We start from the raw sequence: 13,011 nt of genomic DNA on the forward strand, positions 1-13,011 counted from the left end.
CAAGGATATTATGATCTAGTTTTTGTTAGTCGTCCCCATAATATTAAACATTTAAACTCGATTTTAGCTAAAGAAAATACCCTCAACTCTGCTAAAATTATTTATGATGCAGAAGCAATATTTAGTATTCGAGATTATGAATTTAAACGTTTAAATAAAATTGATTTTACTGAAGAAGAACGTCAAAAAGCGATTAGAGATGAAATTAAACTGGCTAAAAATAGCCATCATATTATTACAGTTTCTTCCCAAGAACAACAACAGTTTATTGAACAGGGTTATACAAACGTTAGCATTTTAGGTCATCGTTTTTCAGTGCATCCCACTCCTCAAACCTTTGCAGACCGCAAAAATTTACTCTTTGTGGGTTCAATTTATGAATTAGAATCTCCTAATGCTGATTCTGTTTTATGGCTAACTCAAGAAATTTTTCCTCTAATTCAAAAACAACTTGGTCAAACTGTTGAACTGATTATTATTGGAAATAATACCGTTGAAGAAATCAAACACAAAGTTAATCATTTAAACAATTCATCAATCAAATTATTAGGTAAAGTTGATGATTTAACTCCTTTCTATAATCAAGCTCGATTATTTGTAGCCCCTACCCGATACGCAGCCGGAATTCCCCATAAAGTTCATGAAGCCGCAGCTTATGGTTTACCCATTGTTACCACATCCTTAATTGCTCAACAGTTAGGATGGAACCCTGAAACAGAATTATTAGTTGCTGATGATCCTGTAAATTTTGCTCAACAATGCGTTAAACTTTATCAAGATTCAACTCTATGGAATCAACTCAGAAAAAATGCCCTTAAGCGAGTAGAAATTGAATGTTCTGCGACCGTTTTTTCAGAAAAATTGGATTCTATCTTTAATTCTTTTAGGATAATATAGAGTTTAGATTCGAGGTTGTTTTTCATCTCTTACCAAAAAACAGTTCAGTTAAACGCGAATTTAATCTTTTTTCAAGGAGCATTAGGAGATATCTGGTTACATCAAGGACAGCGGGAAAAGGCTTCAAAAATTTTGAGATGATGCGTGAAAAGCTACTAGCTTGCCTTTTTATATAAGCTTTACTTATCACCATAAGTACAGGAGAACCCATATTTTTTCCTCTGTCTCTAAATGGTCGCCGTTGATTAGCGATCGCCTTCGGCTGGGCGGAACCCATCGCATCCCCTAATTCCTTTATGTTAATCTAAGATCAACAAAATATTAATCCTCTGTTCGATGATATCCCATGAGTACAACCCTTTACGAACAGGACTTTTATAGCTGGGTTTACCAGCAATCTAACCTTCTACGGGAAGGGAAATTTGAGCAACTAGATTTAGCTCATCTCATTGAGGAGTTAGAAGATTTGGGAAATCGCCATTATGACCAACTTGAATCTCGCTTCATACAGTTAATTGCTCATCTCCTGAAATGGCAGGTTCAGCATTGGAAACAGACAAACAGTTGGCGGGCGACTATCCGTATTCAACGCACTGCTATTGCTAAACTATTGAGGCGAAATCCAGGTTTAAAATCCCGTTTAGAGGAAGCCTTGAATGAAAGTTGGTCAGAAGCTAGGGATTTAGCGATAGCCTTCGGCTGGGCGGAGCCCATCGCTGAAACGGATTTACCGGATGAACAGTTTCCTGAAATTTGTCCTTTTTCCTTAGAACAAATCATGAATTCTGACTTTTGGCCGAATCCATAGACAATCACTAATATTCCTTAATTCTCAGGGAAAATTAGAAAGGTTTTAAGTTGATAATAGCGGTAAAAATAAGGTGATAAAATAATAAACTAACGGAGCAGTAAACACATAACTATCTGCACGATCTAAAATACCGCCATGACCTGGAATCAGTTGACCTGAATCTTTAACTCCTGCATCTCGTTTCATTAAAGATTCGGTTAAATCCCCTAATAAACTGGCAATTCCGATTAATAATCCTAAGATTAAACCGGGCCAAGGAAACCCCGGCCATTGTAAAGACCAAGATCCTAATATTGCTACCACAATACTCCCTAAAACCCCAAATATTGCGCCTTCAACAGTTTTTTTGGGACTAATATCTGATAGGCGAGTTCGTCCAAAACACTTACCAAAAATATAAGCCCCAATATCTGCCGCCCAAATACAACCAAAAGCTAATAAAGTTGCCGTTAATCCTGGGGATAAATTAGCAAATGATAAATTTTCTAGCCAATGTTCATTAAAATCGATGGGACTAGCAAAGGCTTTTTCTAATAACGTATGGGGTTCTAATCCCACCCTTAACCTGACCCAATAACTGGGTAAATACCCACCATAAAATAATCCTAAAATCGAAGAACTAATATCAGCAATGGTGGATAATTTAGGTTGAAATAATAGATAAAAACAGATTAAGGTTCCGGCTAAAGCAAACATCGCATCCACTAAGTTTGGAGAGAATGCCGCCGTTAATAGTAAAGCTTGACTAACCACTAAAGTCGTTTTACCCGCAGGTTGAATTCCTTTAGCTCGAACTAATTGAAAATATTCTAATTGACCTAAATACACAATCACGCTAAAACCCAGGGTAAAATACCATCCTCCAAAAATGAGCATTCCCAAGGCTAGAATAATGGCTATAATTCCACTGATAATACGAGACAAAGAAGGCATAGTGTTAGGAGTTAGGAGTCAGGAGTTAAGAGTTAAGAGTTAAGAGTTACGAACTAACAATCCAATTGATCATGGGGGGTGTTCCTGGGGTTAAATCTCTTGAAACTGGTTATATCAAAACTCTTCATAACTATTGCTAAAAGGTTTTTATATTTCACTTTAATCGAGTTTTTCTCCGCTTAAAATAAACATCGGATTAACCGCTTCAAAGGTTTGATGATTTCCCCGTTTTTCTAAACGATTGATCGCAGATTGTACCACCTCAACATTCCGAACCTGCAACTCGGAAAACCCTTCAGAAATCGAATAAAGTGTTTCTAAATTTGAAGCTGTCGCTACAATTCGTCCGTGAGGTTGTAGATATTTCCAAACTTCATTTAAAATCGCTTTAATGGGTCGTCCTCCTTCCAAACAAACCCGATGAGGCAGATGGGAAATCTGGTGTAAACAGTCAGGGGCACTTCCTTCAATCACATCAACATTTTTAACTTCAAACCGTTCACAATTGAGTCGAATTAAATTCGCCACATCTTCATCTCGTTCAATAGCAATAATTCGACCTTGGGGACAGAGTAACCCCGTTTCGACCGGAATTGTCCCCGTACCTGCCCCAATATCCCAAACAATTGAATTGGGTTGCAAGCGCATCAGAGAAACTAATAATAACCGGACTTCCCGCTTACTTAAGGGAATACCGGGCAACCGTTCAAACAAATCATCAGGAATACCAGGGGTTACATAAGGCCAAAGTTTGGACATTTTGGGGTTCGGTTTAACGTTGTATTGATTGATTTAACCCTTAACAATTTTAAGCTGTTGCAGGTTTGGATCGCTACATCCTGTTATTTTCCCACCTAAAGCTATCACTTGTTGCAAAAATTTTAGTGCATCGGAGGTCACAATTTCACCCGGCATTAATACTGGGATACCCGGTGGGTAAGGACAGATGATTTCTGCACTGATTCGCCCGATACAGTCTGCAAGGGGACGTTGTTCTGTTGGGGCAAAAAAAGCCTCGCGGCAGGAGGAAGAAGGTGTGGAGGGCAAGTTATGGGGTGTAGGGAAGAAATTTTGACGGGGGGTGGTGGTAGGAGGATATTGAATGGAGAGGGTTTTGAGTGCGTTAATCAGTTGTTCAATATCGGTTTTTGTGTTTCCTAAACTAATAATAAATGTCAGGTGATGAAGACTAGGAAGTTCTGCGGTAATTTTGAATTGTTGACGGAGAATTTCATCGGCTTTATAACCACTAATTCCTAAGTTTGAAACCTTGACGGTTAAACGAGTGAGATCTAAATTAATACATCCTGATGTGGATTCAAAATGGGGGGTTCCAAAACTAGATAAACTGGGGATATTATTAATTTCAGTTCGGGCTATTTTAGCTAAAGATAGAGTTTGACTCATTAAATCATAGCCTTGGGTTGCCATTTGTTGACGAGCCGCATCTAATGACGCTAATAAAATATAATTGGGGCTGGTCGATTGAACGAATTGTAAAGTTTGGGATAATCGATCTCGGTTAATGCGATTTCCCTGAACATGAAGCAGGGAAGATTGGGTCAGGGAACCTAAAACTTTATGGGTTGATTGTATGGTTAAATCGGCTCCCGCTTTTAAGGCTGATACAGGTAAATCAGGATGAAAATTAAAATGGGCTCCGTGAGCTTCATCGACAATTAAGGGGATATGATATTGATGGGTAATTTTAGCAATTTCGGTGATATTTCCACAAATTCCCTGATAGGTGGGATACACCATTAAGACGGCTTTCGCATCGGGATGTTGTTGTAAAGTTTGAGCTACAATTTCCGGGGTTATACTATAAGCTAAATCCCAGTTTATATTATATTCTGGTTGTAAAAAAATTGCGATCGCACCGGATAAAATTAACCCTGAAATTACAGATTGATGAACATTTCGAGGAACTAAAATTTTATCTCCAGTTCCACAAATGGCTAAAATCGCAGCAATAATTCCCGCCGTTGAACCATTAACTAAAAACCAGGTTTGTTCAGCCCCAAATGCTTCAGCAGCTAAGTTTTGAGCCTCTGCTATGACACCTTCTGGATTAAATAAATTATCCAGTTCAGGTAATTCGGGTAAATCAGCTTTAAACAGTTGATTTCCTAACAGTTCCGTTAATAATACTGAAGTTCCTTGTCCTCGTTTATGACCAGGAGCATAAAAGGCGGTATCGGGTTGGTTTGCACAATTTTTTAAGGCGGTTAATAAGGGGGTTTGAGATTGTTCTAACATATAGTCAGTCTAAATTTTATATACAAATTACCAAAATTGTAATTGTAGGGGCGAGGTTTTCTCGCCCTTTAATGGGTTCTTGCGTATGACTTACACACCGTACACTTTATAATTATTGAATAGTTGTTGGGTTTTCCATCCTGATACAGATTGTTCTTCAAAAGAACTAAAAATTTGTTCTTTAATTTGAATTGCAAGTTCTTGAAATAGAGGAATACAAACGGAATTACCAATTTGTTTATAACATTCTCCTAAATTAGAATGCAATTTAAAGGTATCAGGAAACCCCATAATTCTATAACATTCTTGGATGGTTAACTTACGCACTCGATTTTCTTCGGGAATATAAATAAAAAAACGTCCCGATGTTTCCTGAGATGGAATAGTGGGATGGACTCCATCAATAGAGTAAATTCGATTGGGTTGGTGATGTACCCTCGATAAATGTTCGGTATTCGGTCTAATTCCTTTTTTCCAGATATTTTTATTTCGATATCCGACAAAAATTAAACCAGATGACTGCTGTTTAGAACCTTCAATTAAGGTATAATCTTCTGGGTTTAAGTAGTCGAAGTTTCCCGTTTTGTCTAAAAAATGCCTTAATTTAGGCACAGGATAAACCTTTTTCAGTTTTGAAAAAGAAAATTTTTTATCTTTGCAAGCAATAATAATCAATCGCTCTCGATTTTGAGGAAGTCCAAAGTCTTTCGCATTCAATAATTGATAATCTACAAAATAGCCTAAATCTTCTAAGGAATATAAAATAGTCTTAATAGTTTTCCCTTGATCATGATGTAACAAATGCTTGACATTTTCCAAGACAACAACCCTGGGATGATGGATTTCTATAATTTCGCAAAGATGAAAAAATAAAGTTCCTCTGGTATCTTGAAAGCCTTGTCGTTTTCCACAAATGCTAAAGGGTTGACAGGGAAAACCTGCTGTTAAGACATCAAACTGAGGAATATTCTGATAATCAATTTTAGTAATATCTTCCTCTGGCTGTTCTCCAAAATTGTCGAAATAAACAGATTGACAAGCGGAATCTTTTTCACAAGAATATACACATTGATAACCCGCCTTTTCAAAAGCCAGCCGAAATCCACCAATTCCTGAAAATAAATCTGCTATTTTAAGAGAATTATCCATGTTATCAAATTATATATCCTGTTTAACAAGCAGTTGTGAATGCTTCTGTTGTCACCTCTAAGCAAGGGCAATTACACTTTATCGATTGTATCTTAATACAGCATCAATTGTACAAAATCATAAATTTGTTAAAATTGTCCCCAAACAGTTTATAATTATAAATTGATAGTCTATTGAACGTTTAACTTAACCATCGAACCCATGCTAAGAGCCGGAATTGTTGGACTTCCCAACGTTGGTAAATCGACATTATTTAACGCTTTAGTTGCTAATGCAAAGGCGACGGCGGCTAACTTTCCCTTTTGTACTATTGAACCGAATGTTGGCGTTGTCGCAGTTCCCGATGAACGGTTGAACGTTTTAGCAAAAATTTCTAATTCTGAACAAATTATTCCCACTCGAATTGAATTTGTTGATATTGCGGGATTAGTAAAAGGAGCGAGTCAAGGAGAAGGGTTAGGAAATCAATTTTTATCTCATATTCGAGAAGTAGATGCGATTGTTCATGTCGTTCGCTGCTTTGAAAATGATGATATTATTCATGTAGCGGGTTCTGTTGATCCTTTGCGCGATATTGAGATTATTAATTTAGAATTAGCGTTAGCAGATTTAGCCCAGGTTGAACGTCGCATTGACCGTGCGCGCAAACAAGCTCGAACCAGCAAAGAAGCCCAACTTGAAGTCACCGCTTTAGAAAAAATTGCCGTCTTATTAAATGAAGGAAAACCCGCCCGTCAAGCAATATTAACCGAAGAAGAAATAGAAGCCGTTAAAGGGTTGGGTTTGGTGACACAAAAACCTGTTATTTATGCAACAAATGTGTCAGAAGATGATTTATCAACAGGTAACGAACAAGTTGAGAAAGTCCGAGAAGTCGCAAAATTAGATAATGCTCAAGTTGTGATTATTTCAGCCCAGGTGGAAGCAGAATTAGTGGATTTATCCGAAGAAGAACGGGCGGACTTTTTAGGGTCTTTAGGCGTAGAAGAAGGAGGGTTAAAATCCTTAATTAGAGCGACTTATCAATTATTAGGATTACGCACCTATTTAACCACTGGCCCCAAAGAAACGCGCGCCTGGACAATTAAAGCCGGAATGTCTGCACCCCAAGCCGCCGGAGTTATTCACTCTGATTTTGAACGGGGATTTATTCGGGCGGAAACTGTTGCTTATAAAGATTTAGTAGCCACAGGTTCGATGACAGCCGCGAAGGAAAAAGGATTAGTTCGCAGTGAAGGGAAAGAATATATTGTCCAAGAAGGAGATGTGATGTTATTCCGATTTAATGTTTAATGTTTGAACCTTCTCTCTATCAGATATAGGGGGAAGGTTATCTCACATTTTATTAAGAAAAACTAAAGATTTTATCGTTTTATTTTAAAACTCTCAGGGTTAGGGGTTGAGGGTGTAAAATTAAATTTTATAACCCGACGGGAGATCCTAAAATGATCGTGAGTTTATTATTACTTTGGTTAGTCACAGCCGTCAGTTTATATCTGATTGCTCAACTGAGTCAATTTACTGGCGTTGAAATTGATGATTTCAAAAAAGCCTTGATTTCTTCGGCGGTTTTTGGACTGGTTAATGCTTTAGTACGTCCTCTTTTAGCCTTAATTTTCCTCCCAGCTACTTTGATTTTTGCGGGTTCTTTCATTACATTTGTTCTTAACATTCTCATGTTTGCCTTAGCTGCTAAACTGGTGGAAGGATTTAGCTTACGGTGGGGAATTTGGAGTGCTGTCATTGGGGCTTTAGCATTGAGTTTTATTAATTCTATTCTGTTTCAGGTTTTAGCACAAATCGGTATTAGATAATTTTCATTGAATCTTACCAGAGAATCAAGAACATCACTCTAAGGATGCACCTTTAATCTGTGTCTAATAGACTAGGATTTCAGGGTTGATTAATGCCAATAATTTTGTCCTAAAAAAGTTTAATTAGGGCTGAAACTTATTCAGCCCCAAAAATAAAATTTATGCCGGAATTAATTTTTCGGTAAGGTTAGATATCTGCTCAACGGCTTGTTCTAAATCGTGAACCGATTTTTGTAAGCGTTGTTCAATCTCTTCATCTAATAAAAACCCCCCATTTTCTTGACGTTGAATTTGTTTATCGACTCCATAAACCCCATTTAATAAATATTCCGCGCCTAATTCCGATAAAACAGGTTTAAGAGCATAATCAATACTTAATAAATGGGCAATTGTTCCCCCAGTAGCGATGGGTAAAATCACTTTACCTGATAGAAATTTAGGCGGTAATAAATCTAAAAAAGATTTTAATACCCCAGTATAAGCCGCTTTATAAACAGGTGTGGCAACAATTAACCCCGATGCGTCTTGAATTAAGGCTTTTGCAGGTTCTAAAGCCGGACTATCATAGCGTCCAAAGATTAAATCTTCTGAAGGTAGATCTCGGACTGAAATAAAATCGGTTTCAAACTTATTTTGAGCCAGTAAATTCAGGGCATATTCGACAATTCCATAAGTCCGAGAAGGATGGGAAGGACTGCCTGCGATCGCTACAATTTTTGCCATTAGAAAAACTCCTATGTTAGAATTTAAAACATGAATGGATTCAATTTAAAGATTTCTTATTGATATCTTTGTAAACCTAATCCTGCTAATTGAAATGAGTTTTGAACAGAAGAATGACTCTTTAAAACCCGTGCTAAAATTTGTTCAACTAATCTGGCAACGGTCGGATCACCGCGATGGCGAGGACGAGAAAGGGGAATATCTAAATCCATCGTGATTTGTCCGGCTTCTAATAACAAAACTCGATCTGCTAAAACTACAGCTTCTTCAACATCATGAGTAATTAATAACGTCGTAAACTGCTTTTCTAACCACAATTGTTCAATCAAAGATTGCATTTCAATTCGAGTTAAAGCATCCAACGCCCCCAAGGGTTCATCGAGGAGGAGTAAACGGGGTTGACTCACCAACGCCCTTGCTAAAGCGACCCGTTGTCGTTGTCCCCCCGACAAAACGGCAATCCAGTCCTGAGCGCGTTCCCCTAAACCCACCTGTGTCAGCATTTCCAAGGCTTTCGGTTTCCAGTCTCCCCGCAGTCCTAAACCCACATTTTCTAATACCCGCCGCCACAATAATAGACGGGAATCTTGAAACATCACCCGTGCAGTAGGATTGAGTTGATGCAGGGGTTCTCCATCGACTAAAACCCCCCCAGCCGTCGGATGATCTAACCCAGCAATTAATCGTAATAAGGTACTTTTTCCACAACCACTACGCCCGACAATCGCCACAAATTCTCCGGGCTTAATGTCTAAGCTCAAATGGGATAAAATAGAGGTTTGACCAAAGGATTTACTCAATCCTAAAAGTTTCACATCTGAGCCTCTAATTTTTGTGTTCATACTGTATATTTTCCTTCTATTTCTATTGATAACTTGGATGCCATTGCAATAATTTTGCTTCTAATCCACAGGCGATCGCATCGGCTAATTTTCCCAGTAAGGCGTACATGAGAATACTTAAAACCACAACATCCGTTCGCATAAACTCACGAGCATTCATCGCCATATAACCAATTCCTGAATTTGCCGCAATGGTTTCGGCAACAATTAAGGTTAACCACATAATTCCTAATCCATAGCGCACTCCCACTAAAATAGACGGTAACGCCCCTGGCAGAATCACTTGCCAAAATAAATTCCAAGGATTTAAGCCATAAACTTTTCCCATTTCAATTAATCCTGCATCAACGGTTTTAATTCCATGCCAAGTATTAATATAAAGGGGAAAAAATACCCCAAAAGAGACTAGAAAAAGTTTGGATTCTTCCCCAATTCCAAACCAAAGAATGACTAAGGGAATTAAAGCTAAGTGGGGAATATTTCTGACCATCTGCACAGACGTATCCAGAATTCTGTTAGCTGGTTGGGAAATGCCATTGAGTAAGCCCAAAGCCACCCCAATTATTCCCCCAACAATGAAGCCTGCGATCGCTCGTTGGGTACTAATCAGAATATGTTTGAATAATTCACCGCTTAACCCTAATTTAATCGCAGCTTGTAGGACATCCGTTGGGGCGGGTAAAACCCGATTGGATAACCACCCCACCTGAGATAAAAATTGCCAAATGAGCAAAAATCCGACAGGTACAATCCAAGGAACAATCGGATGATTTAAAACGGTATCTAATCCTTTTTTAGCCATAATTTAGGAAGCAGTAGGAGTGGGAATCCGTTGAGATTTAGGATGACGATCATTGGCAATAATTTCTCCAAAAGGACTCATCATATTTGTCTCTAAAGAGGGAGGTTGATACTCTAAAGGAAGATGGGGAAATAACAATTCAGCAACGCGATACGCTTCTTCTAAATGGGGATAACCGGAGAAGATAAACGTTTCAATTCCTAATTGTTGATATTCCAGCATCCGTTTAACAACGGTATCTGCATCCCCCACTAAAGCTGTTCCCGCCCCACCTCGCACTAACCCCACACCCGCCCACAGGTTCGGGCTAATTTCTAGGGCAGTTTTTGAGCCTCCATGCAGTTGAGTCATCCGTCGTTGTCCCTCAGAATCGGTACGGGATAAGGCTTTTTGGGCGGTTGCGATCGCCTCATCATCCACATATTCAATTAATTCATTCGCAGCATCCCAAGCTTGAGTTAAGGTGTTGCGGACAATCACATGGAGACGAATCCCAAACCGAATTGTGCGACCTTGAGCTTCCGCCAATTGACGCATCTGGGAAATTTTTTCCGCCACCTGTTCCGGGGGTTCTCCCCAGGTCAAATACACATCAATGTGTTTGGCTGCTACCTGCATCGCTGCGGGAGATGAACCCCCAAACCATAAAGGTGGATAGGGGGTTTGTACCGGAGGAAATAGCAGTTTTGCCCCTTGAATATCCAAATATTTCCCCTGAAAATCCACCGTTTCCCCAGCCATTACCCCTCGCCAAACTTGGAGAAATTCATCGGTTAACGCATAACGATCATCATGGGACAAATGCAACCCTTCCCCGGCCATTTCAACCGGATCGCCTCCGGTGACGACATTCACCAGTAACCTCCCCCCAGAGAGGCGATCAAAGGTAGCCGCCATTCTTGCTACGGTGCTAGGGGTAGTCATCCCTGGACGGAGGGCGACTAAAAATTTCATCCGTTGGGTGACGGAAATCAGCGATGCCGCAGCGATCCAAGCATCTTCACAGGAGCGTCCTGTCGGAATTAGTGCCCCCGTGTAGCCCAGGTGATCAACGGCTTGGGCAATTTGTTTTAAGTAGTCCAGAGTAACGGCTCGTCCGCCATAGCTCGTTCCTAAATAACGTCCGTCTCCGTGAGTGGGAAAAAACCAAAGAATTTGCATTGTTTTATTCCTGCAATAATTAGTTAATAAAAGAACCCGTTAAGATAGGTTTTTAACCGCCGATTGAATGCTAATTTGTTGTGGAATCAGTTGTAAGCGATAGAAGGTATCGGCAATTTTTTGTTGACTCGAAATGGTTTCTGAAGTTAAGGGTTCAACACTATAACTACGACGACTTTCAGCTAATAACAGAGAATGAACATCAATTCCTGTTTCTTTTGATAGAAATTCTGCCACTTTTTGAGGGTTAGTTTTTGCCCATTCGCTGGTGGTTTTCAGTTCGTCTAAGATGGCAGTAATTACAGGAGAATTTTGCTCAACAAACTTTTGAGAGGCTAAGAAAAAGCCTCGGTTTTCTACTAATCCTGTACCATCAGTTAAAATTTTTGCCCCAATCGCAGTTTCGGCAACGGCTAAATAAGGATCCCAAATGACCCAAGCATCAACGCTTCCTTGTTCAAAGGCGGCTCTTGCATCAGCCGGAGGCAGAAAAACCGGAGTAATATCACTATATTGCAAGCCAGCATTTTCTAAGGCTTGTACGAGTAAATAATGCACATTAGAACCTTTATTTAAAGCAACTTTTTTCCCTTTTAAATCCGCCACATTTTGAATAGGTGAATCCTTGGGAATTAAAATCGCTTCGGCTTTCGGCCCCCAGGTTTCATAGGCAACATAAACTAAGGGTGCATTCGCGGCTTGAGCAAAAATGGGCGGGGTTTCTCCGGTGTAACCAAAGTCAATTTGTCCGACGTTTAAGCCTTCTAAAATTGCGGGGCCAGCCGAAAATTCCGACCATTGAACGGTTATTCCCTGGGGTTGTAAACGTTTTTCTAAGGTTCCTTGGGATTTTAAGGCGTTGAGGAGAGTAGCGGATTTTTGATAGCCAATTCTAACTACAGAACTGGAGGGGGTGGCTGTGTTAGTGGCGACAGAAGTTGGAGTATTGGCAGAATTTCCGCTACTGCAAGCGGCTAAGGCAAGACTTAAATACAAGCCGCCCGCAAATAAACCCATAAAACTGAGAATAGAACGACGTTTTAGGGCTGTTGAGAGGCGTCGCAGCCAAGAAGGAACGTTTAACCTGGCAAATAATCGAGTCATCACACTTCTCACCTTTAACGTAATTTCTGAGCGAGGGATCTCACCCTGGCGATGGACTCTCATGCAGAATCCATCATAAATCGATAGGGAAAGTGTAATATGATTCCGATTGAATTTCAATACATTTATAAATTATTTCGTTTTGAAATGGATTCATCCCCTACTTCCCGAAGCCAGATCAGTCGGTGGGGGGAAGGAATCTTACTCTGTAACAGAATGTAAACTTCTCCCATTAGCAACCTGAGCAGATCAGGACTTGGGAACCAAGCCCAGCAATAGGCTATTTTCTGGATGGACTGAATTCAAGGTACAATCGACTCAAAAGCACAGCTTTCAATGAAGCCTTAAGTCGAAAGTATTAATCATGACATCGACAGTAGAACTGCTCAAAATTAAATTTAATCAAGCGTTAGTGGCAGCATTTGGGGAAGATTTCGCCACAACTGACCCGATGGTAGTTGAAGCCACAAATCCCAAATTTGGAGATTATCAATGTAATGTGGCGATGTCTTTAAC

The 13,011-nt window shown here is 39.6% G+C and carries 13 protein-coding genes and 1 pseudogene; 5 read left to right on the forward strand and 9 right to left on the reverse strand.

Features of this window, described 5'->3' with window-relative positions:
- Window positions 1-897, forward strand: an 897-nt coding sequence (locus ACKPEB_RS05445) for a glycosyltransferase (RefSeq protein WP_408963819.1), incomplete at its 5' end; no start/stop codon positions are given.
- 346 nt (window positions 898-1,243) lie between these two features.
- Window positions 1,244-1,705 carry a DUF29 domain-containing protein gene (locus ACKPEB_RS05450; protein ID WP_408963820.1) on the forward strand — a complete coding sequence of 154 codons (462 nt, stop codon included), beginning with the start codon at window positions 1,244-1,246 and terminating at the stop codon, window positions 1,703-1,705.
- Between the two features lie 45 nt (window positions 1,706-1,750).
- Here the strand turns inward: ACKPEB_RS05450 and ACKPEB_RS05455 are convergent, their stop codons facing one another.
- The 4 genes from ACKPEB_RS05455 to ACKPEB_RS05470 all read right to left on the reverse strand — a co-directional run bounded on the left by ACKPEB_RS05455 (window position 1,751) and on the right by ACKPEB_RS05470 (window position 6,049).
- On the reverse strand, window positions 1,751-2,641 hold the full coding sequence (locus tag ACKPEB_RS05455; protein WP_408963821.1) for a phosphatidate cytidylyltransferase: 891 nt from the start codon (window positions 2,639-2,641) through the stop codon (window positions 1,751-1,753).
- Window positions 2,642-2,800: 159 nt separating this feature from the next.
- A complete protein-coding gene (gene cbiT / locus ACKPEB_RS05460; protein ID WP_408963822.1) occupies window positions 2,801-3,400 on the reverse strand; it encodes a precorrin-6Y C5,15-methyltransferase subunit CbiT in 600 nt (199 codons plus the stop codon).
- A gap of 33 nt (window positions 3,401-3,433) precedes the next feature.
- Window positions 3,434-4,900 carry an aminotransferase class I/II-fold pyridoxal phosphate-dependent enzyme gene (locus ACKPEB_RS05465; protein WP_408963823.1) on the reverse strand — a complete coding sequence of 489 codons (1,467 nt, stop codon included), beginning with the start codon at window positions 4,898-4,900 and terminating at the stop codon, window positions 3,434-3,436.
- A gap of 90 nt (window positions 4,901-4,990) precedes the next feature.
- Entirely contained in the window at window positions 4,991-6,049 is a 1,059-nt protein-coding gene (locus ACKPEB_RS05470; RefSeq protein WP_408963824.1) for a DNA cytosine methyltransferase, read from the reverse strand.
- A 201-nt stretch (window positions 6,050-6,250) separates the two neighbouring features.
- On the opposite strand from ACKPEB_RS05470, the gene ychF reads away from it, so the two are divergent.
- Window positions 6,251-7,342, forward strand: coding sequence for a redox-regulated ATPase YchF (gene ychF, locus ACKPEB_RS05475; protein WP_408963825.1), 1,092 nt, complete (start codon window positions 6,251-6,253; stop codon window positions 7,340-7,342).
- 152 nt (window positions 7,343-7,494) lie between these two features.
- The gene (locus ACKPEB_RS05480) at window positions 7,495-7,863 is read left to right on the forward strand and encodes a phage holin family protein (RefSeq protein ID WP_408963826.1); all 369 of its coding nucleotides are present in this window, start codon (window positions 7,495-7,497) and stop codon (window positions 7,861-7,863) included.
- A gap of 159 nt (window positions 7,864-8,022) precedes the next feature.
- Here ACKPEB_RS05480 and ssuE read toward each other — a convergent pair whose 3' ends face one another.
- The 5 genes and pseudogenes from ssuE to ACKPEB_RS05505 form a co-directional block, all read right to left on the reverse strand.
- Window positions 8,023-8,586 carry an NADPH-dependent FMN reductase gene (gene ssuE / locus ACKPEB_RS05485; protein ID WP_408963827.1) on the reverse strand — a complete coding sequence of 188 codons (564 nt, stop codon included), beginning with the start codon at window positions 8,584-8,586 and terminating at the stop codon, window positions 8,023-8,025.
- A gap of 56 nt (window positions 8,587-8,642) precedes the next feature.
- Window positions 8,643-9,326 (reverse strand): annotated as a pseudogene (locus ACKPEB_RS05490) (ATP-binding cassette domain-containing protein); the annotation flags it as partial.
- Window positions 9,327-9,450: 124 nt separating this feature from the next.
- Window positions 9,451-10,230, reverse strand: coding sequence for an aliphatic sulfonate ABC transporter permease SsuC (gene ssuC / locus ACKPEB_RS05495; protein WP_408963828.1), 780 nt, complete (start codon window positions 10,228-10,230; stop codon window positions 9,451-9,453).
- A 3-nt stretch (window positions 10,231-10,233) separates the two neighbouring features.
- A complete protein-coding gene (gene ssuD, locus ACKPEB_RS05500) occupies window positions 10,234-11,391 on the reverse strand; it encodes an FMNH2-dependent alkanesulfonate monooxygenase (RefSeq protein ID WP_408963829.1) in 1,158 nt (385 codons plus the stop codon).
- Between the two features lie 39 nt (window positions 11,392-11,430).
- Complete coding sequence (locus ACKPEB_RS05505) at window positions 11,431-12,495, reverse strand: sulfonate ABC transporter substrate-binding protein (protein ID WP_408963830.1); 1,065 nt, start codon at window positions 12,493-12,495, stop codon at window positions 11,431-11,433.
- A 364-nt stretch (window positions 12,496-12,859) separates the two neighbouring features.
- Between ACKPEB_RS05505 and ACKPEB_RS05510 the strand changes: the two genes are divergently transcribed.
- Window positions 12,860-13,011: hypothetical protein (locus ACKPEB_RS05510; RefSeq protein WP_408963831.1), on the forward strand; the 152-nt coding region annotated here is incomplete at its 3' end.

Source organism: Planktothrix sp. (assembly GCF_046067725.1).
Classification (GTDB): domain Bacteria; phylum Cyanobacteriota; class Cyanobacteriia; order Cyanobacteriales; family Microcoleaceae; genus Planktothrix.